Origin of the sequence: Chthoniobacter sp., from assembly GCF_040003245.1 — a bacterium.
Taxonomy (GTDB): domain Bacteria; phylum Verrucomicrobiota; class Verrucomicrobiia; order Chthoniobacterales; family Chthoniobacteraceae; genus Chthoniobacter.
The window spans coordinates 1-22,375 of sequence record NZ_JBDUCX010000070.1 but is presented as its reverse complement, the minus strand read 5'-3'; the positions used below and the strand labels follow the sequence as shown (position 1 = coordinate 22,375).

Below are 22,375 nucleotides of genomic sequence, written 5' to 3'. Positions count from 1 at the left end.
CGATCGCCTGGGGTTAGGACGCGTGATGCCACCGGCAGCGGGACTGCTCACCTCCGACCGAAGTGAACTCAAACGAGTCTCCCGCCAATACATGACCTGCGTTCATGACTTACGTAGCTCAAACCGGGAGGCCGTCTGCAGTCAAGTAGAAGTTCGTATTTTTAAACAGGAGATAACGGCTGAGTGAGATTTCGGTGGGATTCGCCCAGGAGAGATTGACGGGTGATTATGTTCATATGAACATAATCCATGCCTTCGCCTGCCAACATCATTTCCCTGGCTGCTATCCGTGAGACGCTGGCAGCGCACTTTCCGGAAGCGATACCTTTGCCCGTGCGGCATTGGGCCACGGGCTGGGCGGAGATCGATGCGCTGGAGGGCGGAGTCCCGCACAATGCCGTCACAGAGTTGTGCGGTCCGGCGGCCTGCGGCGGGTTCTTTTTGCACCAGGTGCTCGCCTCCTTGCAGGAAAGGCGAGAACTGGCCGCGTTGGTGGATGGCGGGCACTCGTTTGATCCGGGCAGCCACGATGCCGGGGCATTCTCGCGGTTGCTCACGGTCTTTTGCAAGACGGCGGAGCAGAGCGTAAAAGTCACCGACCTGTTGTTGCGCGACGGTAATCTGCCGCTGGTGTTGCTCGATCTGCAAATGGTGCCGCTGCGCGGGCTCGGGCGCATTCCCTCCAGCACCTGGCATCGCTTTCAGCGGCTGGTGGAGCGGAGCGGCACGGCCCTGGTGGTGATGACGCCGCAACCGATCGTCGAGGCCGCGCGCCTGCGGATCACCCTGCGGGCGGGCTGGAGTTTGGCCGCGCTCAAGCGTCCGCGTCGCGAGTTGTTCGAGCATATTCAGGCACAGGTCTACCGCCGCGGAAAACAAGTCACTCCCATGGAGGAATTACACAGTCGCATCGCTTAAAAAAATCATGTCCTGGTTCGCCGCCATTTTACTTCCGCAATTTTCCCTGCAAGCCGCCTTGCGCTGGCACGAGGAAGCGTGGCTCCAACCGATCGCCATCCTGGAAGGCGACACGGAAAAGGGCCGCGTGCTGGAGATGACCGAACCTGCGGAGCGCAGCGGAGTGTGGCGCGGGATGGTGCCCACGCAAGCCCTCGCGCGCTGCCCGGCCTTGCGCCTCGTGCAGCGGTCGCACGCGCAGGAGGAGGTCGTGAGCGCGCTGCTGCTGGAGACCACCGGCGCGCTTTCTCCCTTCATCGAGGCCACGGCGGAGGGCTTGTGCGCAGCCGATCTGCGGCAGATCAAAACGCGCGACTGGGAGCAATGGGCGGGCGCCGCCGTGGAGCGCTTCGCCACCCGCGAATTGCGCGCGCAGATCGGCGTGGCCTCGAATCCCGACCTCGCTGCCCTGGCCGCCCGGCATGCGAAACCCACTCTCATCGTCCAGCATCCCGAGGCGTTTCTCGCCGGGGTCGCCCTTTCGGAGGTGGATTCCTCACCTGATCTAATCGCCGTCCTGCACGATTGGGGCATCCATCATCTCGGGGAACTCGCGCGCCTCCCGCGCAGCGAGCTCAGCGAGCGGCTCGGCCCCGCGGCCGGCGCGCTGTGGGAACAGGCGGCCGGCCGGGCGCAGCGCGAATTGCGTCTCGTGCGACCGCCGGAAGTGTTTTGGGAAGCCTGCGATTTCGAGCATCCCATCGAGACCACCGAGCCGCTGCTTTTCATCCTGCGCCGCCAGCTCGAGCAGCTCACACTGCGGCTTGATGAAGCCTACCGCGTGGCCGCGCAGATGACCCTGACTATTCTGCTGGAGCCCGGTCCTTCCCATGTCGCCGCTGGCCCGGATCGCTACGAGCGCATCTTCACCGTCCCCTCGCCCACGGGTGATGCCGAGGTGCTGTTTCGGATTCTGCACACCCATCTCGAAAGCCTGCAACTCGCGCAACAGCCTATCGGCGTGCGCTTGCGCATCGAGCCGGTCGTGGCCGACCGTTCGCAATTCCAACTCTTCGAGAGCCCGCTGCGCGATCCGAACCGTTTCGGCGAGACACTCGGGCGCCTGGCGGCGCTCGTCGGCACGGAAAACGTCGGCGTCGTGCAGCTCGAAGATACGCACCAGCCGGATCGCTTCCAGCTGGCGACGCCGGACTTTCAGAAGCTGGCGGAAAGCCAGAAAGCCGGGCCGTCAGAAAGCCGGACATTGGGTTTGCCGCTGAGACGCTTTCGTCCGCCATTCCCGGCCCACGTCCGCTTTCAACGTCACGTTCCGATTTGGTTCTCCTCCCCAAAAGCACAAGGTGAGGTGATCGATGCGGCGGGCCCTTATCGCGCTTCCGGGCAATGGTGGGATCACCACGCCTGGAGCATCGAAGAGTGGGATATCGAGCTCAGCGGCGGCGCGCTTTATCGCATCTCAAGATGTCGGGGTTCTTGTTTTCTGGAGGGCTGCTATGACGCGTGATTACGTGGAGTTACACGCCCGCAGCGCCTTCAGCTTTTTGCGCGGCGCCTCTTTCCCCGAGCAGCTCGCCGAACGCGCTGCGGAACTGAAACTGCCCGCGGTGGCCCTCTGCGATCGGGATGGCGTCTACGGCGCGCCGCGCTTTTACGGAAAAGGCCAGGAGTCCGGGACACGATTGATCCTCGGCGCGGAACTCACGCTCGAGGACGGCGCCGTCCTGCCAGTGCTCGTGGAATCGCGCACCGGCTACCGGAATCTTTGCCGCCTCATCACCCAGGCAAAATTGCGCGGGACGAAAACCGATGCGCCCGTGCACTGGCACGAACTGGAGCAATTTGCCGAAGGACTTGTCGCCCTCACGGGAGACGAGGAGGGACCGATCGCCCGTTGCCTCGAACAAGATGATCATTCCGGGGCTCGGGAGCGGATCGCCCGGTTGCGCCGCGCCTTCGGAGACAAGAATGTCTTTGTCGAAGTGCAACGCCATTTGCGGCGGGGTGAGGAACTGCGCATCCGCCAACTGGCTGATCTCGCCAGCGCCGAGCAATTGCCGCTGCTGGCGACCAACGGCGTCCAATACGCCATGCCTGAGCAGCGCGGCGTGCTGGACGTTTTCACCTGCGCGCGAAATCACACCCACCTCGATGCCGCCGGCCGGCTGCTCAGCGCCAACAGCGAGCGCTATCTCAAGTCTGCCGCCGGGATGACGGAGCTATTTCGTGATTTGCCCGAGGCCATCGCCAACACGGTCGCACTGGCGGATCGGCTGCAATTCACGCTCGCCAATCTCGGCTACGAATTCCCCACCTTTCCCGTCCCTGAAGGCGAAACGATGGCCACCTTTCTGCGCCAGCGAGTCCTGAGCGGAGCCCGCGATAGATATCGCGGCAGCGATTTCAATTCGCAGGTTCGCGCGCAGATCGACAAGGAACTGGCGCTGATCGAGAAACTGGGCTTTTGCGGCTACTTTCTTTGCATCTGGGATCTCGTGCAGTTTGCGCGGGAAAACGACATCATGATTCAAGGGCGCGGCAGCGCCGCAAATTCGGTGGTCTGCTTTACTCTCGGCATCACCGCGTGTGACCCCATTGGTTACAAACTCCTCTTCGAGCGCTTCCTCGCGGAAGGCCGGAATGCCTGGCCGGATATCGATCTCGACTTGCCAAGCGGCGACCGGCGCGAGCGCGTGATCCAGGAAGTCTATCGCCGCTTTGGCCAGCACGGCGCGGCGATGACTGCCAATGTGATCTCCTTTCGTGGACGCAGCGCGATGCGCGAGATCGGAAAGGCACTGAACTTTTCCCTCGAATCCATCGGCCGCTTTTCCGCGCTTTTCGCCAATGGTGATTTTCCGCACACGCTCGATCTAAAGGCGCAACTGATCCAGGCCGGCATTCCGAAAGACCATCCGCGGGCGGAAGCGGCGGCCACTTTGTATCAAATGATGAAAGGGCTGCCGCGGCATTTGGGCCAGCACTCCGGGGGGATGATCATCTGCCAGAATCAGCTCAGTTCTTTCATCCCACTGGAAAATGCCTCGATGCCCGGGCGCGTCGTGGCGCAATGGGACAAGGATGACTGCGAAGACCTCGGCATCATCAAAGTCGACCTGCTCGGGCTCGGCATGATGTCGGTCTTGCAAGAAACCATCGCCCTCAGCGAGCAGCGCGGGCGCAAAGTGGAGCTCTATGAGGTGCCGGCGGATGATCCGGAGACATACGAGATGATCCGCGCGGCGGACACGATTGGCCTCTTTCAAATCGAGAGCCGCGCACAGATGGCCACCCTGCCGAGACTGAAGCCGAAAGAATTTTACGATCTCGTCGTGGAAGTAGCGATCGTGCGCCCGGGACCAATCCAAGGCGGCCTCATGCATCCTTACCTTAAGCGTCGCTGTGGGCAGGAAGATATCGTCTATCTCCACAAGGATGTGGAGACCGTGCTGGAACCGACATTAAAACGCACCCTCGGCGTTCCCCTGTTTCAGGAGCAGATGCTCAAGATGTCGATGGATCTGGCCGGTTTTAATGGATCTGAAGCGGAAGAATTGCGGAGAGCGTTGTCCTTTCATCGCTCCCACGATCGGATGAATGCCGCTTGTGCCAAACTGCATGTCCGGATGAAAGAAAAAGGACACAGCCGGGAAGTAACGGACCTGGTGGTGAAGTCCGTGCAATCGTTTGCCGTCTATGGTTTTCCCGAGTCGCATGCCATCAGCTTCGCCCTGCTGGCCTATGCCTCGGCTTGGTACAAGGTCCATCGCGCGCCGGAGTTTTATGCCTCGCTGCTCAATAATCAGCCGATGGGTTTTTATTCCTCGGCGACCTTGATCAAGGATGGGCAGCGGCGCGGGCTGCATTTCCTGCCGGTGTCGGTTTGTGAGTCGGAGTGGAACTGCACGGTGATTGACGACACGACGGTGCGGCTCGGGCTGTGCGTCGTGAATGGGCTGCGCAAGGAGCATGGCGCGCATTTGCTGCTGGAGCGCATGCGGGCGCCGTTCACTTCCGTCGCCGATTTCAATTTGCGCACGAAACTCAACAAACCGGAGCAGCGCACGCTGGCGAAAATCGGTGCGCTGCACGGCCTCAGCGCCCATCGCCGCGATGCGCTTTGGCAGATCGAGCTCCCACTGGATGGCGAAGGATTATTCGCGCGTCAGGCCGTCCGGCCGCCACCCGCACCGCTGGCGCCGATGAATGCGTGGGAACGGCTCGAAGCGGACCAGAGCGGCATGAACCTGAGCATCGGCAAACACCCGATGCGCCTGCTGCGCGATCAGGTGCCGCACGCCTGGCGCGCCGCGGATCTGTCGCAGGCGGCGAATGGCACTTACTTGCAAATCGCCGGCCAGGTCATCTGCCGCCAGCGGCCCGGCACGGCCAAGGGATTCGTCTTCATCAGCCTCGAGGACGAGACGGGCGTCGCCAATGCCATCGTCGTGCCGCAACTCTTCGAGCGCTGCCGGCTGCTCATCACCTCGGAATCCTTTCTCGTTATCGAAGGCTCGCTGCAAAATCACGAGAACGTCATTCACGTCAAAGCACAACGCATCCTGCCCCTCTCCGCGCCGGAACTGACCCTCGCCGAGTCGCACGACTTTCGGTGACTGGGTTGCCCATCAATTTTCCACTCGCCGGCGGGAGCAAAAGCGTATCATCCACCATGGAACTCGATCTCGAAGGCCAACATGCCGACCGCGCCTACGCGGTCCTCGCTTCACTCGTCACCCCGCGACCCATCGCCTGGGTCACGACGCTCAGCCCGGAGGGAGTGGTCAACGCCGCGCCATTCAGCTTTTTCAATGTGCTCGGCGCCGAACCTCCGATCGTTGGTTTCTGTCCCGGTGATCGCGAAGATGGGACGCCCAAGGACACCGCGCGCAATGTTCGCCTCACCCACGAGTTTGTCGTAAACCTTGTGGATGAAGACCTCGCCGAGGCGATGAACAAGACGGCCGCGTCCGTGCCCTACGGAACGAACGAGCTCGGCCTCGCCGGGTTGACGACCGCGCCTTCGTCAGCAGTGAAGCCGCCGCGCATCGCGGAAGCGCCCGCGAGTCTCGAGTGCGCGGAATGGGCCACGCTGCAGATCGGCAACAACCGCCTGATCATCGGCGTGGTCAAGCGCGTGCACATCCGCGATGCGCTCTTCGACCCCGAGACCATGCGGGTCCGCACCGAGGCGTTCCACGTCATCGGCCGCATGGCCAGTCCCCATTGGTACACCCGCACGCGCGACCGTTTCGAGATGGTGCGTCCGGCGTAGCCCCTCCAAAAGGGCGTCGATTTTGATCGAAAGGCGCGCGCGCTTTGGGCTGGATACCGCCTCAGCCCATGAGCACCGCCGTTGCCGAACCCAGCTCGCCCGCACCTGCACCGGTGCGACTGGGCTCCATCGACGCCTATCGCGGCCTCGTCATGTTCCTGCTCCTTGCCGAGCAATTGAGAACCGCCGCCGTCGCGAAGGCGCTACCCGGGTCCGATGTGTGGGCCTTCTTCGCTACACAACAGGAACACGTCGCGTGGACCGGATGCGTCCTGCACGACATGATCCAGCCCTCGTTCTCGTTCCTGGTCGGCGTGGCGCTGCCATTCTCGATTGGCAATCGCCGGGCGCGTGGGCAATCCGCAGAAGCTGTCACCGGCCACGCGTTTCTGCGCGCGCTCATTCTCATCCTGTTGGGCATCTTTCTTCGTTCCACCGGACGGGTGCAGACGAATTTCACCTTCGAAGACACGCTCACACAGATCGGCCTCGGCTATGGATTTCTCTACCTGTTCGCCCTCCGGTCGGTGCGCGTGCAGTGGCTGGCGCTCCTCGTCATCCTGGTGGGCTACTGGCTCGCCTTCGCCTACTGGCCATTGCCCGGCGCGGATTTCGATTGGGCGCGGGCCGGCGTCACTCCCGATTTCATCGGCAATGCCACCGGCTTCGCTGCCCACTGGAACAAGAACACCAACCTCGCGTGGGCTTTCGACACGTGGTTCCTGAATCTCTTTCCACGAGAAAAGCCGTTCCTCTTCAATCAAGGCGGCTACGCGACGCTCAGTTTCATCCCTACGCTCGGCACGATGCTCCTCGGCTTGATCGCCGGCGAAGTCCTCCACGGCAAGTGCACCGGGTCCGGGAAAGTAGGCTGGCTGCTCATCGCCGGCATCACCGGAATTGCTCTCGGCTGGCTGCTCGGAGCGACCGGCATTTGCCCGGTGGTGAAACGCATCTGGACTCCATCCTGGGTGCTCTTTAGCGCGGGTTGGTGCTTTCTCGGGCTGGCCATTTTTTACCGCGTCATCGACCTGAGCGGCTACCGGCGCTGGGCTTTTCCGCTCACGGTCATCGGCATGAATTCCATCGCGGCCTATCTCATGGATCACCTTTTTCCGAATTTTATTCGCGACGCCTGGAAGACCCATCTCGGCGCCAATGCTTTCAACATCTTCGGCCCGGCTTATGCGCCCTTCGTGCTAGGGGTCTGCGTGGTCGGCGCGCTCTGGCTCATTCTCTACGCCATGTGGCGGAAGAAGATCTTCCTGCGAATCTAAGGCGCCTACACCAACTGGGCGATTTCGCGGTTGGCTTTGCGCAGCTTGCGGCAGAGGTCGAGGCTGAGATTCTCGAGGATGTGGATCTTGATTTTCGGGTGCACCGCACCGAGCGCGGTGAGCTTGCCGATCGTGAGCAGATCGCAGGAGACATCGGTATCGGCAATGATCGTCGCGCTGCGGGGCGCGTGGTCGATCATGGCCATTTCACCGAACGCCATGCCGGGCGAAAACGTGGCCAGGCGCTTGCGACGGCCGTCGTCCAGCGGGAGGAAAACGCTCACCACCCCGCGCGTCAGCAGGAAAAGTTCATGCGCGGGCTCGCCTGCCTGGATGATCACTTCGCCAACGGCGAAATTGCGGCGCTCAAAGAATTTCTGGACGATCGCCATTTCTTCCCGGCTCAAGCCGTTGAGCAATTCATAGCGGGTGACGGCGATGCTCGTGTCCGGAATGCTCGGCATAACGCGCGCGAGGAGCCGGTCCTCACACCACTGCAGCGCGCCGTCGAGATCCTCGAAGGTGCGGAAGAGATCCTCGGAGCGATCGCCCAGCCGGGTGCGAATGAGGCGGCGCAGCGGCGAGTTATTGCCGAGCCCAGTGAACAAGACGACGCAGCCAGCCGCGTGCAAGTTGCAGAGGATGTCGTGAAAGAGATGAGCGGCGCTTTCGTTGATCGAGACCACGTAACGGAAGTCGAGGATGAGGCACTCCAGGCCCGTGCATTCCGTCAATTCACGCACGACGTACTCGGCGGTCGCGAAGACCAGATTGCCCTGGAGTTGAAAGACCTGGATGCGGCGCCCGTGCTCACGGAGGATTTCGTTCTCCGGCAGCGAGCGCACCCGGCTGGAGTTGAACTCTGCGGCGTTGAGGCGCAGCCGGACGACCGACTTGCCGATGCCGGGACGGTTGAAAAGGTGCAAGTCCCAGCGTCGCGATAGTGCACTGCATACGCGGACGCCTCGGACGCTATTGCCCTTGGCATCCAGCGGTGGCGAGAACACCCCGATGCCGAGCTGTCCGGGGAGTACGGCGATCACGCCGCCGGCGACGCCGCTTTTCGCCGGCATGCCTACATCATAGAGCCACTCGCCGGCATAGTCGTACATGCCGCACGTCCCCATGACCCCGAGCACACTTTCCACGTACTCGCCCCGAATGGCCTGCACCCCCGTGAGTGGATTGACGCCGCGGTTGGCCAGCGTGGCGGCCATGGTGGCGAGGTCGCGACAGTGGCCCAGGATGGAGCACTGCTGAAAGTAAGTCTCCACGATGGGCATGGGATCCTGCTCGAGCACATTGAAATTGCGCAGCATGAAACCGATGGCCCGGTTGCGATGGCCGGTGGCACTCTCCGAGGCGTAAACGCCCGCGTCCACCTTGAGGTCGCGCCCCACGTAGCGGCCGAACATTTCCAGGATCCGATTGATGCGTACTTGCGGGGTGCGCCCTTCGATCAGGCCCGTGCTGGCGATGGCGCCGGCATTGATCATCGGGTTGCGCGGCGTGCCGGTGACCGGATCGAGCGAGATGGAATTGAAAGCGTCGCCGGTGGGTTCGACGCCGACCTTTTTCAAGACTTCGCTGCGGCCATGATCCTCGAGCGCGAGGCCGTAGACGAACGGCTTCGAGATGGATTGGATCGTGAATTCCTGCCGCGAATCGCCCGCTTCATAGATGCCGCCGTTGGTGGTGACGATGCAGATGCCGAACCAATTGGGATTGGCCTTGGCCAGCTCCGGAATATAGGTGGCGACGGCGCCCTCACCGATGCTCGAGAACGTGCGGTGCAATTCTTCGAGCTGATCGCTGATGGGAGACGAAGTAAGCGAGGTTTTTTCTGCTGTCATGACTGTTCCCGGTGAGCCGACAGGCGCGCGAACCCGCGTATAAAAGGGAATTGCGAGATGATAACAAGCCCGAACGTATAAATGCGCACTTGTCTCGCCATCCCGTCCGCCCCCAGCTTCAGGCAAGTATGACCGCGCTTTTCCGTCGTTCGATCCTCTGTTTCCTCACGCTGCTGCTCTCGCCCGTGCGCGCCGCTGAACCCGGCGCTACCGAGCCGGCGCTGGGTACTTATCACTGGCCGAACGGAACGGCGGGAGTGGACGCCTTCGCCGCATGGCTGGGAAGACCGAGTGTGTGGGCGCTGGACTTCATCGGCGGCGAATCGTGGGACAACGTGGGCTGGCCCACTTGGTGGCTGGAGACGTGGGGCAAGTGGGTCAACGTGCAGCCCGGGCGACGCCTGGTGCTGGCCGTGCCGATTCTCGCCGGTCCTCCCGATGGCAGCGGCCCGAAGCAGGGCGGCAAGGGAGTCGGCGAGCCGGTGTCCCTCGAAAAAGGCGCGCACGGCGACTACAACGCCTACTTTCACGACCTCGCGGAAAACCTCGTCCGTTACAAACTCACCAACACAATCCTGCGCCCGGCGTGGGAGTTCAACGGCGGCTGGTACGCCTGGCACGCGAAGGGCAGGACCGAAGCCTTTGCCGAGTACTGGCGGCAGATCGTCGCGACCATGCGCGCAGTACCTGGCGCGGAGCACTTGAAGTTCTGCTGGAACCCCACGCTCGGAGACCAGGACTTTCCCGCGGACCAGGCGTGGCCGGGCGATGCGTTCGTTGACTTCGTCGGCGTCGATGTCTACGACGAAACGTGGAGTGCCGACACCTATCCGTGGCCCGCCAATGCGACTGCCGCGGAGATCGAAGCGCGGCATCGCAAAGTGTGGGACGAGTGGATCTTGAACAGCGCACGCGGGTTGACGTTCTGGACGAAATTTGCCCGCGAACACAGCAAGCCGCTCGCCGTTCCCGAATGGGGTCTCAACCACGCCGATCACGGCCACGGCGGCCTGGACAACCCGTACTTCATCGAGCAGATGCACACCTTCCTAAATGACCCCGCGAACCACGTGGCCTTCCAGTGCTATTTCGACATCAACGAATCGGACCACCGCCATCAGCTCTCCCCCGGCGTCGCGGGTACCGGGAAAAAGGAAGGCACCGAGTTCCCGCGATCGGCAGCGAAATTCCGAGAATTGTTCAGCGTCACCGCGAAGCCGTAGCAGCGAGTCCCGCTGCAGCAAACGCAGGGCTCCACTATTTCGTGCGCGACCGTGGGGGCGTGGCCCTGCGATAACTGGGTGCATCATGAAAACCGTGCTCCTGCTCACCCTCTCGAATACCTTCATGAACCTGGCGTGGTATGGCCACCTCAAGTTCAAGGACCAGCCGCTCTGGATCGTGATCCTCGCGAGCTGGGGCATCGCGTTGTTCGAGTATATGTTCCAGGTGCCGGCCAATCGTCTCGGCTCCGCCGAGTGGAGCGTGCCGCAGCTCAAGGTCTTGCAGGAATGCATCACGCTGGTCGTCTTTACGGTCGTGGCGTTCGCGCTTTTCCGCACGCCCATCAAATGGAACATCGGCGTCTCCTACACGCTCATCGTCGGCGCCGTCTATTTCGCCTTCAAATTTTGAGCACCCAGCGGCGCTCCGCCTCACAGAGACTGAAAAGTGAGTCCTTTGGGGCATAATCTCCATTTCTCGCTTACCCGCCTTTCGGCCACTGAGATGCCATGGAATGGTATTCACTAATTCGAGCAGCATGCGTGCACGGCGGCTGGGCGCAAAAAAAGACCCTTGACCCGCCTTGACCCGCCTTGACCCGCCTTGACTGGCCTATTTTTACTCTGGACGAGTGATAGGCCTCGCCAGGCGGTTTGCGGCCAACGCTCAAGCGTCTTATTACAACTAAACGACTTTCGGTAGTTGGCGCGCACGGCGTCGATGGAAAAAAATTCTGCACCTTAAATCGGCTGCCTTTTCTTCGCCCCGGGCACCTTGACTTGCGGGGGGATTTTTCCGGTGCGCAAACCCGGCGGTCTCGCCGTGGCGAGGGTAGTGGGAATGGTCGGAGTTCACGCAGGTAAGCATCGCATGACATCACGAAAAAAGTGCATTGCTCCATTGGTTCCATTGGGTCCATTGCGGAAAATTTACACGGCACGCCGCAAAACAGGGGCCGCTGCAACACTCTCTGCTTAAGGAGCATTCGCGAATTGCGCGCGACGGGCTGACGTTGATTCAGCCGCGTAGACCGCTTCATTCTTGCCAGCAACGACACGGTCTGGCAGGGTGTGGGCCGTCGACGAATGCGTTGTCCTTTTCTTGCGGGAGTCGTCTTTGTGGGTCTGGCTTTATGTTCGCTGGCGGCGGACAGCGTTCCTTCCCCCTCAGTGCCACCGACCTTGGGCATCTTTCGCGGGGCCTTGAATCCGGCGGGGATCGATGCCTTTTCCCAATGGCTTGGCCGGCCCGTCGATCTCGCCGGTGAATTCGATGGTTCGGAATCCTGGGACAATCTCGAGGGGCCGAGCTGGCTGCTGAATCCGTGGGCGAAATGGGTCACTCAAAAGCCCGGCCGCCAGCTCATTCTCGCCGTGCCGATGCTCGCGGGACCGTGGGGTCGCACCGGCCCGACCGCCGGCACCATCGATAAGGGCGAAGCCGTGTCCCTGGAGAAGGGGGCCACCGGCGCTTACAATCACCATTTCGCGAAGTTCGCCGAGGCGCTGGTGTCGCGCAAGATGGGCAACACGATCATTCGCCTGGGCTGGGAATTCAATGGCGGCTGGTACGGCTGGCGGGCCAAGGAAAACCCCGGGGCCTTTAGCGAGTATTGGCGCCAGATCGTGAAGACCATGCACGCGGTGAAAGGCGCGGAAGGCCTGAAGTTCTGCTGGAATCCGGCCAATGGCTACCAGGCGTTCCCGGCGGAACAGGCGTGGCCGGGAGATGACTGGGTCGACTACATCGGTGTCGACGTCTACGACCAATCGTGGCTGCCCAACACCTACCCTTGGCCGGCCGGTGAAGACCCGGTGAAGATCGAGGAGCGCCGTCACAAAGTATGGGACCAGTGGATTCTCAATTACTCCCACGGCCTCGCCTTCTGGGCGAAATTTGCGACCGAGCACAAAAAGCCCCTGGCGATCCCGGAGTGGGGCGTGAGCAGCAGCAAGGGCAACAAGGATGGCTTGGACAACGCTTACTTCGTCGAGCAGATGCACTCTTTCATCATGAACCCCGCCAATCGGGTGGCCTTCCACGTCTATTTCGATATCCACGCCCACGACGGGAATCACCAGATCTCGCCGGGGAACAAGGGCCCGGAGCAAACGGAGTTTCCGCTGGCCTCCAAGAAATATCTCGAGCTCTTCAAGGGGCCCTGAGCGCGCCACGAAGCAGCGACCGGGTCACTTGGGACGTTGCGGGGCGCGCGGCGATTGATACAACGCGCGGATGAACCGGATCCTCGTCCTCTACGATTCCAAGACAGGCAATGTGGCCACCATGGCGAAGCTCGTGGCGGAAGGCGCAGCTTTGGTTTCCGAGACGGAAGTGCGCGTGCGCTCGGTCGATGAGGCGACGACGGAAGACGTCGTGTGGTGCGATGGCCTGGCCGTGGGCAGCCCCACGAACATGGGCCTGCTCTCATGGAAGATGAAACGCTTTTGGGACGAGACGATGGGCGAGCACTGGATGGAGATCGACGGCAAGATCGCCTGCGCCTTTAGCTCGGCCGGCGGATGGGGTGGCGGCATGGAGTTGGCCTGCCAGGCGATCCTGACGGTGCTGATGAACTTCGGCTTCCTCGTCTTCGGCGTGACCGATTACTCCGCGAAGTTGCGCACACTGCACTACGGCGCGGTGGTGGCCAAGGAGCCGCGCGGCGAGGACGACGCGGCGACCTGCCGGTTGCTCGGCCAGCGGCTCGCGGAATGGACCGCCGTCTTCGTGCACGGTCGCCAGGACCAGCATCCCAAGACCAAGCTCGCGCAACGCATGCCACCGGGGTAGGCGCACCCTGCGGAAGATACTGACAGCCGCCCCGGCTTTCTCTAGACGACGGAGATGCGCATCGCTCCCCTTGCCGCCCTCCTCTCCATTTTGCTCTGCGCCGGGCGCGTCCCGGCGGCGGAGACGTGCGACGTGCTGGTCTATGGCGCGACACCGGGCGGCTTGAGCGCGGCCCTGGCGGCGGCGCGCGAAGGCGCGTCCGTCATCGTCATCGAGCCCACGAAATGGATCGGCGGCATGGTGACTGGCGGACTTGCGAGCACCGATGTGGGCAACGAGAAAGTCATCGGCGGCATCGCGCGCGAATTCTTCACCCGGGCGGCGGCCAGCAAACCCGGCACGCCGCTGTGGTATGCCGAACCGCAGGCCAACATGGCGACCTTCCAAGCCCTGCTGCAGGAAGGCAAAGTGCGCGTCATCACCGGCCGGAAAATCAAGGCTGTCTCCCGCGACGGCAACCGCGTCGAATCGCTCATGGCCAGCGACGGCACCCGCTACGAGGCGAAAGTCTTCATCGATGCCACCTACGAGGGCGACCTCATGGCGCGGGCCGACGTCAGCTACATCATCGGCCGCGAAAGCCGGGCCGTTTACAATGAGCCCCTGGCCGGATTTCAACCGGCGCCCTTGCGCCCACGGACCGTCGAGCAAATGGCGCAGGATTCGCCCTCCATCGGCGGCCCGAAGAACGCACTCAACTACGTCCACGGCACACCCGCGAAGATCCCCGCGCTCGACGTCGCCGGCCTCCCACTGCCCGGCGTCAACAGCCAGTGGGCCGAAGTCGGCGACGGGGACGCACGCACGCAGGCCTACAATTTTCGCGTCATCGTCACGCGCACGCCGGAAAATCGCGTGCCGTTTCCCAAGCCCGCGCACTACGACGCCATGCGCTACGAGCTGCTCTCGCGCACCATCTCCGCCTTCCCGGGCATCCGCTTCAGCAAGCTCGTCTACCTCGGCCCGATCGCGAATGGGAAATTCGACGCCAACGCCATCGGCCTCGTCGTCGGCACCGATCACGTCGGCGCCAATTACGACTACCCCGACGGCGACGAAAAAACGCGCGCCCACATCTGGCAGGACCACATCGATTACGTGCAGGGCTTTTTCTGGTTCCTGGCCAATGATCCGAAAGTGCCCGCGGAACTGCGCGGGCAAGCGAACGAATGGGGTCTGGCGAAAGACGAATTCAACGACAACGCCCACTGGCCCTACGCGCTCTACGTGCGCGAGGCGCGCCGCATGATCGGCGAATACGTCATGCGCCAGGATGATTGCACGCAGCACCTCACCAAGCCCGACTCGATCGGCATGGGTTCCTTCATCATGGATTCCCACGCCGTGCAGCGGCTCGTCGACCACGACGGCAGCGTGATCGACGAAGGCAACTTCGACATGCCGGTGCGCCCCTACCAGATCCCCTACCGCAGCCTAGTCCCGCAACGCAGCCAGTGCGAAAACCTGCTCGTCCCGGTCTGCATGTCCGCCTCGCACGTGGCCTACGGCTCGATCCGCATGGAGCCGCAATACATGATCATGGGCCAGGCGTGCGGCCTCGCCGCCGTGCAGGCCCTGCGCGCGCAGAAAGCCGTGCAGGACATCGATGTCGCCGCCTTGCAAGCGAAGCTGCGCGAGCAAAAGCAAGTGCTCGATTTACCGCGGCCACCGGGCAGCATCGCGCTGCAAGACTTGGCGGGCACGGTGGTGGACGACGCCGACGCGAAGTACACCGGCGAGTGGACCGGCAGCAGTTCCTCCGGCGGCGTCGAAGGCATGTATCACCACGACGGCAACGAAGGCAAAGGCACGAAGACCGCGCGCTTCGAGACGCGCCTGCCGAAAGACGGCAAATACGAAGTGCGCTTCGCCTACACCACCGCGCCAAACCGGGCGACCAATGTGCCGGTCACCGTGACCTCCGCCGACGGCGAAAAGACCATCGTGGTGAACGAGAAGCAAGTGCCGCCCATCGACAAAGCCTTCATCTCCCTCGGCACCTTCCGGTTCATCGCCGACGAACACGGCATCGTGACCGTCGGCACGAAGGGGACGGATGGCTATGTCGTCGCGGATGCGGTGCAATTTTTGCCGGCGGATTGACGTCGCGGCGACACCGGTTACCTAGCGAACCAAATATCCGGCCGCCACTTGATTGAATTCCCGGAGTTGGTCGGACTTCCATTGCTCGTCCTTGCCCAGTTCTTTGGCCAAAATGTCCGCCACGCGCGGGGCCATTCGAACGGCCGCTGGCGCATTGAGAAACAGAGCGCGAGTGCGGCGGGCGAGGATATCCTCGACCGTGCGGGCCATTTCCTCGCGCGCGGCCCAGACGACTTCGGCTTCGATGTACGGGAGTTGTCCATCCAGTTGGCGGGCCAGATCGGGATTCTTGCTCGCCAGACTGCGGATCGCGGGAGCATCGGAGCCGTAAAAGGACAACAGTCCGAAATTCGCCGCGTTGGTGTGATAACCATGGATGTTCAACGTGCGGGTCACGCAATCCTTGTCGGGCAGATCCCCCAAGGTGCCGGCTTGATCCACACAGTCCTGGGCCATGTTTCGATAAGTCGTCCACTTGCCCCCGGCAATACTGAGCAGGCCGCTCTGGTCGATGTGGATGGTATGATCCCGCGACAGCGCCGCCGTATTTTTTCCCTCGCCCGATTTGACCAGTGGTCGGATGCCCGCAAAAACGCTGAGGATATCGGCTTTCGTGGGTCGCTTGGCGAGATAGAGACCGGCGGTTTCGAGCATGAATTCGATCTCCTGATCCAGCGCGACTGGCTCCAACGAAGCCTGTTTCAATGGTGTGTCCGTAGTCCCCACGAGCGTATGCCCATGCCAGGGAATGGCGAACATCACGCGTCCGTCGCTGGTGTGCGGCACCATGATGGCCGTGTCCCCCGGTAAAAAGGAACGATCCAGGACGATGTGCGCCCCTTGGCTCGGGGCAATGATTTGCTTGGCGTCGGCTTCCGCCAGGCGGCGCACCGAATCGGTAAAAGCGCCGGTCGCGTTGACGACGACTTTGGCCTGGGCCCGGAGAACCTCGCCGGTCTCCACATCCTGCCAGCTCAAGCCGTCGATCACTCCGGCACTGTTCTTATGCAGCACCGTGACTTTGGCGTAATTGAGGAGCGTGGCACCTTGTTCCGCCGCGGTAGTCATCAAATTGATGAGCAACCGGGTATCGTCAAACTGTCCGTCGTAATAGACCACACCGCCGGTCAATCCTTCGGGGTTGACGTTGGGCAGACGCTTCAAAGTTTCTTCCTTGGAAATCAATTGCGATGGTCCGAAGCCGTACTTGCCCGAGAGCACTTGATAAACTTTGAGGCCAATGCCGTAGAATGGACCCTCCCACCAGGCATAACTGGGGACGACAAACGATAACTCGCTTACCAAATGAGGCGCATTCTGCCGAAGCAGACCGCGCTCCTTCAATGCTTCCATGACGAGTGAGATGTTGCCTTGCTCAAGATAGCGGACGCCGCCGTGCACGAGCTTGGTGCTGCGACTCGAAGTGCCTTTGCCAAAGTCACACTGCTCGAGCAGCAGCGTGGCATAACCACGCGTCGCGGCATCGACCGCGACCCCCGCGCCCGTGGCGCCGCCGCCGACAATGATCATGTCCCAAGGTTCCACACGTTCCTTGACCTGCTTCAACATCTCGTTTCGTTTCATACCGATCTCCTATTTTTTGGCGCGTTTCGCTGGCTTGCTTCCGCTGCCGGGATGCAGTTCCCAGTTACCGGCCCGGCCCAAGGCATCGTTCCACCGGGCCCGGAGAGCAGCGACCTGCGAGCGCGGCATTTTCGGCTCAAAGACTTTCTCAACTTTCCACTGCTTGGCGAGGCTTTCGATACTCTTCCAATAGCCAACGGCCAACCCCGCGAGATAGGCGGCGCCGAGGGCGGTCGTTTCCGTCACGGCAGGACGGACCACCGGAATCTGGAGCAGATCGGCCTGGAACTGCATGAGGAAAGCGCTGTGACTCGCTCCGCCATCGACGCGCAACTCCTTGAGCTTTTTTCCAGTGTCGGCGTGCATTGCGTCGATGAGGTCGGCCACTTGAAAGGCGACGCCTTCCAGCGCCGCGCGGGCGATGTGGGCGGCCGAAGTGTCGCGCGTGATCCCGATGAGCAGGCCGCGCGCATAAGGATCCCAATGAGGAGCGCCCAAGCCGGCAAACGCCGGGACAAGATAGACGCCGCCGTTGTCGGGCGTCGACTCGGCCAGCAAGTCGACTTCCTTGGCCGAGCGCACCAGTTGCAAACCGTCGCGCAACCATTGCACCACGGCGCCGCCAATGAAAATGCTCCCTTCGAGAACGAACTCCCGTTTCTTTCCAATCTGGCAGGCCGCACTGGTCAGCAGGCGATTCTGCGAGGTGATCGCGTCGGAGCCGAGATTCTGCAGCAGGAAGCAGCCCGTTCCATAGGTACTCTTGGACTGGCCGGGACGCACACACATCTGGCCGACGAGCGCGGCCTGCTGGTCGCCCGCAATCCCCGCGATGGGCACCTTTTGCAGACCGAGCGAAGTGCTGATCTCCCCATAGACTTCGCTCGACGTGCGCACCTCGGGCAGCAGGCTGGCGGGAATGCGGAATAACTTGAGCAAGTCTTTATCCCACTTACCGGTGTGAATGTTATAGAGCAAGGTGCGGGAGGCGTTGCTCGGATCGGTCACATGGATGTTATGCCCGCTGGTCAGTTTCCAAATCAGCCAGGTGTCGATCGTGCCAAAGAGGAGATCGCCGGCCTCGGCCCGTTTGCGGACACCGGGGACATTGTCCAGAATCCAGGCGATCTTGGTCCCGGAGAAGTAAGCGTCCAGCAACAGTCCGGTGCGTTTGCGGATTTGCTTGTCGTGGCCGGCAGCGCGGAGTTTGTCGCAGGCTTCGGCGGTGCGGCGATCCTGCCAAACGATCGCGTTGTAAACGGCCTCACCCGTCTTGCGGTCCCAGACTACCGTGGTCTCACGCTGGTTGGTGATGCCCACGCCCGCGATGTCGCTGGGGCGAATGCGGGCCCGGGCCAGCGCCTCCACGGCCACGGTGATTTGCGAGAACCAGATTTCCTGCGGATCCTGCTCCACCCAGCCCGGCTTGGGAAAAATCTGGCGAATTTCCTTTTGGGCCACGGACCGGATTTGGCCCTCGCGGTCAAAGACGATGGCACGCACGCTCGTGGTCCCGGAATCGAAAGCGAGAATGAAAGACATGGGATGTTTTGGGGGTTGGGGGCGGGAGAGAATGACGACCCGCTTGGGAAGAAAATCAAATAGCGGACATTCGAGGTCGCCAATCGGCTACGCCGGGTTGCCGTTTCCTGTCGGGCACGGCAGACGGGTGGCGCAGATCGTATGGGGACGTCCTTCCAATTCGACCATCGAGTGCTCGATGGACTTACGAAAATCGGTGGGCGTCTTGAGGGCCACTTGCTTGAAGACCCGGCTGAAGTATGCCTGGCTCTCGAACCCCAGCGCATAAGCGACTTCCGAGATGCTCAGCGCGGTGTTCCGCAACATGCTCCGCGCGGCCTTGATGCGCTCGTGGTTGATGTAGGAAATCAGCCGATGGCCGGTTTCATGGTGAAAGACGGAGGAAAGGTAATCCGCCGAGCAGTGCAGGAGTTCCGCAAGATACTTCACGCTGAGTTCCTCCGAGCCGAGGTACTCCTGCACGTAGCGTTTGGCCTGCGAAACCTTCAATTTCTCGGAAGGGGGCGCCTCGTGCGCGTGCTGGACGATTCCGGCGAGCGTGCTCAGGTAGGTAAGAATCAGGCCCTTGATGCCGAAGTGCCGCTGCTCCTCACGGCTATGGTAGATCTCACCCAACTCCTCGAGATACTGGACGAGCAACTGATCCTTCGCGGAATCGAAATGCGCGTGCTCAACAAGAAGGGTCTGCGCGCCCGCCTCGGAGCGCACGAACTGAACGCGGATCGTCTGGTTGTAAACGCTGACGACGAGATTCTGGAAAGGCTCACCAGCGCGCGCCAATGGCACCTCGCGATGCGGGATGCCGGTCGGAATCACCGCAATCTCGAAGCGTTCGAGGGTGATCACTTCGTGCATGAATTCCAGCCGGGTCCGGCCGCCCAGGCCGACGACGAAATCAGGCGCAAAATGAAAATGCATGCCCGGAAAATCGGCGACGTGATCGCGCAGTTCGGGGACGCGGAGCACGAAGCGGGATTGTTCCGTGACTTCCAGCAGATACGCCGCCACTTGCAGGCAAACCTCGCCGGCGTCGCCGAGGAGCGCCCGAGGGGTGGGAGCGATCTGCATACCTAAGATTTATACAAGTCATCCAAGGATTTTCAAGGTTTTCGCTGTTGTTGCGCCTTCCCAGCGACCGCAGTTTTAACGCACCCGACGCGCAGCGGTCCCCAATTGCTCGAGCCGGCCGCGTGTCTCCCTATGAAATTTCGAGTAGTCATCCCTCGGTCCTTCTCCCCGGCACCATGCAAACCGGGAGCGACCGTCTTCCGGAGGTAAACTATCATGTCCCCATTCCTTGGCGAATTCATCGGCACCCTGCTCCTCGTCCTCCTTGGCGATGGCGTGGTGGCCAACGTGCTGCTTAACAAATCCAAAGGTCAGAGCTCTGGGTGGATGGTCATCGCGTCCGGGTGGGCCTTTGCCGTGATGGTCGGCGTATTTGCGGCGATCACCTTCGGCAGTCCCGACGCACATCTCAATCCCGCGGTGACCGTGTGGGATGCCATCGTGAGCGGCAAGACCGCAAAGCTGGCGGTGTATCTGCCGGCGCAATTCCTGGGCGCGTTTATCGGCGCCACGCTGGTTTGGCTGCAGTACCTTCCACACTGGAAAGAGACGACCGACGCAGGCTTGAAGCTCGCATGCTTCTCCACCGGACCGGCAATCCGCAATGTCCCGGCCAATTTGATCAGTGAACTGATCGGGACGGCCGTGCTGCTTATCGGTGTGGGAGCGATCTTCTCGCCAGCCGTGACAGGCAAGGGGCTCGCCGGCGGCCTGCCACCGTTCCTCGTGGGAGCTGTGGTGTGGGGCATCGGCCTATCGCTCGGGGGCACCACGGGCTACGCGATCAACCCTGCCCGCGATCTCGCGCCGCGCATCGCCCATGCCATCCTGCCGATCGCTGGGAAAGGGCCGTCGGATTGGGGCTACTCGTGGATCCCGGTCGTGGGTCCGTTTCTGGGGGCGGTCGTCGCCGGCGTGCTTTTTAAAATCGTGTTCTGAAAGCCATGAAAAAACTCATCAACTCGCCCGAAGACGTCGTCACCGAGGCGCTCCAGGGAATGGAGCTCGCCCACCCAGACTTGCTCAAGGTGCATTACCATCCTCACTTCATCACCCGCGCTGTGCCGGTGAAGAATAAAGTCGCGGTCATCTCCGGCGGCGGCAGCGGTCACGAGCCGATGCATGGTGGTTTCGTCGGCCGCGGCATGCTCGACGCCGCCTGTCCCGGCGCCGTTTTTACCAGTCCTACGCCGGACCAGATGGAAGCCGCGACCAAGGCCGTCGCCGGCGAAAAGGGCGCGTTGCTGATCGTCAAGAATTACACCGGCGATGTGATGAATTTCGATCTCGCCGCCGAACTCGTGCGCGCGGAAAATATTCCGATCGAAAGTGTGCTCATCAATGACGACGTGGCCGTGGAGGACAGCACGTGGACGGCGGGGCGACGCGGCGTGGGCGCGACGGTGCTGGCGGAAAAGATCTGCGGCGCGGCGGCGGAGGCCGGACAGTCGCTGGCGGAAGTGAGCGCCCTGTGCCAACGCGTCAATGGCCAGGCCCGCAGCATGGGGATGGCGCTGACTTCGTGCACGGTGCCGCATATCGGCAAGCCGACCTTCGATCTGCCGGCCGATGAAATGGAGATCGGCGTGGGCATTCACGGTGAGCCCGGACGCCGTCGGGCGAAAATCCTGCCCGCCGACGGGATCGTCGAGCTGCTCGTCGATCCGATCCTGAGCGACCTGCCCTTCAAATCCGGCGACGAAGTCCTGCTGTTCGTCAACGGCCTGGGCGGCACGCCGCTCATCGAATTGTACATCGTCTATCGCCGGGCCGCGCAACTCTTGCAGAAGGCCGGTCTCAAAATTACGCGCAACCTCGTGGGCTCCTACATCACCAGCCTGGAGATGGCGGGCACGGCCATCACCCTGCTGAAACTCGATAGTGAATTGACCAGGCTGTGGGATGCACCCGTGCTCACTCCCGCGTTGCGCAAAGGAGTCTGAGTCGAACTTTATGGACGCTATTTCCTCCACCCACATCGAGCGCTGGTTGCGCGATTGCGCCAATGTCTTCCCGGCGCATAAAGACGAACTCAACGAGCTCGATGCGGCGATTGGCGATGGCGACCACGGCGCCAACATGGCGCGGGGCTTCGCCGCGATCCCGTCGAAACTGGACGCGCTGGCCGGTAAGGAAATCGATGGCCTCTTCCGCACGACGGCGACCACGCTCATCTCGGTGGTCGGCGGGGCGAGCGGACCGCTCTACGGCACCTTCTTTCTCAAGGCGGCGGCGCCGGCCAAAGGAAAGCTCAAGCTCACGTTGCCGGAATTCTGCACCTGTCTCGATGCCGGGCTCGCCGGTATCGTGGGGCTCGGCAAAGCGGTCGTCGGTGACAAGACGATGGTCGACGTCCTGACCCCGGCGCTGGCCGCTTTGCATCCGAAGAATGGCGATTCACTGACCGGTGCGCTCGAGCGTGCGGTGACCACGGCCCGCGAGGCGGCCGAGGCAACCATCCCCCTGCTCGCGCGCAAAGGTCGCGCCAGCTACCTGGGCGAGCGGAGTATCGGCCACAAGGATCCCGGTGCGACGTCGTCCGCGTTGCTCCTCGAAGCTTTGCTGGGCGCCGTTCAGGGCTGAACGGCGTTCCTATGCCCTATGGTCGGCCTGGTTCTCGTCTCCCACAGCCACGCGATGGCACTGGCGCTCAAGGATCTGGTGGTCGCCATGGCTGGACCGAAGCTGCCGATCGTGATCGCAGCGGGAGCCGGGGAGAATCATACCGATCTCGGGACCAA

General features: G+C 62.1%; 17 protein-coding genes. 13 read left to right on the top strand and 4 right to left on the bottom strand.

Annotated elements, in window-relative coordinates; genetic code table 11:
* Nucleotides 1-249: 249 nt before the first annotated feature.
* The 5 genes from ABJF10_RS11865 (at nt 250) to ABJF10_RS11845 (ending at nt 7,467) form a co-directional block, all read left to right on the top strand.
* Nucleotides 250-918: a hypothetical protein gene (locus ABJF10_RS11865; RefSeq protein ID WP_348544785.1), complete on the top strand. Its 669-nt coding sequence runs from the start codon at nt 250-252 to the stop codon at nt 916-918.
* Between the two features lie 7 nt (nt 919-925).
* On the top strand, nt 926-2,422 hold the full coding sequence (locus ABJF10_RS11860) for a DNA polymerase Y family protein (RefSeq protein ID WP_348544784.1): 1,497 nt from the start codon (nt 926-928) through the stop codon (nt 2,420-2,422).
* On the top strand, nt 2,412-5,531 hold the full coding sequence (locus ABJF10_RS11855; RefSeq protein ID WP_348544783.1) for an error-prone DNA polymerase: 3,120 nt from the start codon (nt 2,412-2,414) through the stop codon (nt 5,529-5,531). The genes ABJF10_RS11860 and ABJF10_RS11855 overlap by 11 nt, the downstream gene beginning before the upstream one ends.
* A 56-nt stretch (nt 5,532-5,587) precedes the next feature.
* Nucleotides 5,588-6,190, top strand: a complete 603-nt coding sequence (locus ABJF10_RS11850; RefSeq protein ID WP_348544782.1) for a flavin reductase family protein — start codon at nt 5,588-5,590, stop codon at nt 6,188-6,190.
* 68 nt (nt 6,191-6,258) lie between these two features.
* Nucleotides 6,259-7,467: a DUF5009 domain-containing protein gene (locus tag ABJF10_RS11845; RefSeq protein ID WP_348544781.1), complete on the top strand. Its 1,209-nt coding sequence runs from the start codon at nt 6,259-6,261 to the stop codon at nt 7,465-7,467.
* 5 nt (nt 7,468-7,472) lie between these two features.
* Here ABJF10_RS11845 and glsA read toward each other — a convergent pair whose 3' ends face one another.
* On the bottom strand, nt 7,473-9,320 hold the full coding sequence (glsA, locus tag ABJF10_RS11840; RefSeq protein WP_348544780.1) for a glutaminase A: 1,848 nt from the start codon (nt 9,318-9,320) through the stop codon (nt 7,473-7,475).
* 128 nt (nt 9,321-9,448) lie between these two features.
* On the opposite strand from glsA, the gene ABJF10_RS11835 reads away from it, so the two are divergent.
* The 5 genes from ABJF10_RS11835 to ABJF10_RS11815 all read left to right on the top strand — a co-directional run bounded on the left by ABJF10_RS11835 (nt 9,449) and on the right by ABJF10_RS11815 (nt 15,440).
* A complete protein-coding gene (locus tag ABJF10_RS11835; protein WP_348544779.1) occupies nt 9,449-10,543 on the top strand; it encodes a glycosyl hydrolase in 1,095 nt (364 codons plus the stop codon).
* Between the two features lie 85 nt (nt 10,544-10,628).
* The gene (locus tag ABJF10_RS11830; RefSeq protein WP_348544778.1) at nt 10,629-10,955 is read left to right on the top strand and encodes a DMT family protein; all 327 of its coding nucleotides are present in this window, start codon (nt 10,629-10,631) and stop codon (nt 10,953-10,955) included.
* A gap of 758 nt (nt 10,956-11,713) precedes the next feature.
* A complete protein-coding gene (locus ABJF10_RS11825) occupies nt 11,714-12,709 on the top strand; it encodes a glycosyl hydrolase (RefSeq protein WP_348544777.1) in 996 nt (331 codons plus the stop codon).
* A gap of 70 nt (nt 12,710-12,779) precedes the next feature.
* Nucleotides 12,780-13,337 carry a flavodoxin domain-containing protein gene (locus ABJF10_RS11820; protein WP_348544776.1) on the top strand — a complete coding sequence of 186 codons (558 nt, stop codon included), beginning with the start codon at nt 12,780-12,782 and terminating at the stop codon, nt 13,335-13,337.
* Between the two features lie 54 nt (nt 13,338-13,391).
* Nucleotides 13,392-15,440: an FAD-dependent oxidoreductase gene (locus tag ABJF10_RS11815; protein WP_348544775.1), complete on the top strand. Its 2,049-nt coding sequence runs from the start codon at nt 13,392-13,394 to the stop codon at nt 15,438-15,440.
* 21 nt (nt 15,441-15,461) lie between these two features.
* On the opposite strand, the gene ABJF10_RS11810 is transcribed toward ABJF10_RS11815, so the two are convergent.
* From ABJF10_RS11810 to ABJF10_RS11800, 3 genes are all read right to left on the bottom strand, one after another.
* Nucleotides 15,462-17,024: a glycerol-3-phosphate dehydrogenase/oxidase gene (locus ABJF10_RS11810; RefSeq protein WP_348544774.1), complete on the bottom strand. Its 1,563-nt coding sequence runs from the start codon at nt 17,022-17,024 to the stop codon at nt 15,462-15,464.
* 9 nt (nt 17,025-17,033) lie between these two features.
* Nucleotides 17,034-18,566 carry a glycerol kinase GlpK gene (glpK, locus tag ABJF10_RS11805; protein WP_348544773.1) on the bottom strand — a complete coding sequence of 511 codons (1,533 nt, stop codon included), beginning with the start codon at nt 18,564-18,566 and terminating at the stop codon, nt 17,034-17,036.
* Nucleotides 18,567-18,653: 87 nt separating this feature from the next.
* Nucleotides 18,654-19,634, bottom strand: a complete 981-nt coding sequence (locus tag ABJF10_RS11800) for an AraC family transcriptional regulator (protein ID WP_348544772.1) — start codon at nt 19,632-19,634, stop codon at nt 18,654-18,656.
* 213 nt (nt 19,635-19,847) lie between these two features.
* Between ABJF10_RS11800 and ABJF10_RS11795 the strand changes: the two genes are divergently transcribed.
* From ABJF10_RS11795 to dhaL, 3 genes are read left to right on the top strand one after another with little or no spacing between them, the layout of a single operon-like run.
* Nucleotides 19,848-20,573 (top strand): MIP/aquaporin family protein, encoded by a 726-nt coding sequence (locus tag ABJF10_RS11795; protein WP_348544790.1) that lies wholly within the window; start codon nt 19,848-19,850, stop codon nt 20,571-20,573.
* Nucleotides 20,574-20,578: 5 nt separating this feature from the next.
* Nucleotides 20,579-21,577, top strand: a complete 999-nt coding sequence (gene dhaK / locus ABJF10_RS11790) for a dihydroxyacetone kinase subunit DhaK (RefSeq protein WP_348544771.1) — start codon at nt 20,579-20,581, stop codon at nt 21,575-21,577.
* Between the two features lie 10 nt (nt 21,578-21,587).
* Complete coding sequence (dhaL, locus tag ABJF10_RS11785) at nt 21,588-22,217, top strand: dihydroxyacetone kinase subunit DhaL (protein WP_348544770.1); 630 nt, start codon at nt 21,588-21,590, stop codon at nt 22,215-22,217.
* Nucleotides 22,218-22,375 lie beyond the last annotated feature (158 nt).

What these genes read in the sequence shown, in the direction of transcription:
- ABJF10_RS11865 (WP_348544785.1), top strand. Translation starts at nt 250, where the DNA reads ATGCCTTCGCCTGCCAACATCATTTCCCTGGCTGCTATCCGTGAGACG.
- ABJF10_RS11860 (WP_348544784.1), top strand. Translation starts at nt 926, where the DNA reads ATGTCCTGGTTCGCCGCCATTTTACTTCCGCAATTTTCCCTGCAAGCC.
- ABJF10_RS11855 (WP_348544783.1), top strand. Translation starts at nt 2,412, where the DNA reads ATGACGCGTGATTACGTGGAGTTACACGCCCGCAGCGCCTTCAGCTTT.
- ABJF10_RS11850 (WP_348544782.1), top strand. Translation starts at nt 5,588, where the DNA reads ATGGAACTCGATCTCGAAGGCCAACATGCCGACCGCGCCTACGCGGTC.
- ABJF10_RS11845 (WP_348544781.1), top strand. Translation starts at nt 6,259, where the DNA reads ATGAGCACCGCCGTTGCCGAACCCAGCTCGCCCGCACCTGCACCGGTG.
- glsA (WP_348544780.1), bottom strand. Translation starts at nt 9,320, where the DNA reads ATGACAGCAGAAAAAACCTCGCTTACTTCGTCTCCCATCAGCGATCAG.
- ABJF10_RS11835 (WP_348544779.1), top strand. Translation starts at nt 9,449, where the DNA reads ATGACCGCGCTTTTCCGTCGTTCGATCCTCTGTTTCCTCACGCTGCTG.
- ABJF10_RS11830 (WP_348544778.1), top strand. Translation starts at nt 10,629, where the DNA reads ATGAAAACCGTGCTCCTGCTCACCCTCTCGAATACCTTCATGAACCTG.
- ABJF10_RS11820 (WP_348544776.1), top strand. Translation starts at nt 12,780, where the DNA reads ATGAACCGGATCCTCGTCCTCTACGATTCCAAGACAGGCAATGTGGCC.
- ABJF10_RS11815 (WP_348544775.1), top strand. Translation starts at nt 13,392, where the DNA reads ATGCGCATCGCTCCCCTTGCCGCCCTCCTCTCCATTTTGCTCTGCGCC.
- ABJF10_RS11810 (WP_348544774.1), bottom strand. Translation starts at nt 17,024, where the DNA reads ATGAAACGAAACGAGATGTTGAAGCAGGTCAAGGAACGTGTGGAACCT.
- glpK (WP_348544773.1), bottom strand. Translation starts at nt 18,566, where the DNA reads ATGTCTTTCATTCTCGCTTTCGATTCCGGGACCACGAGCGTGCGTGCC.
- ABJF10_RS11800 (WP_348544772.1), bottom strand. Translation starts at nt 19,634, where the DNA reads ATGCAGATCGCTCCCACCCCTCGGGCGCTCCTCGGCGACGCCGGCGAG.
- dhaK (WP_348544771.1), top strand. Translation starts at nt 20,579, where the DNA reads ATGAAAAAACTCATCAACTCGCCCGAAGACGTCGTCACCGAGGCGCTC.
- dhaL (WP_348544770.1), top strand. Translation starts at nt 21,588, where the DNA reads ATGGACGCTATTTCCTCCACCCACATCGAGCGCTGGTTGCGCGATTGC.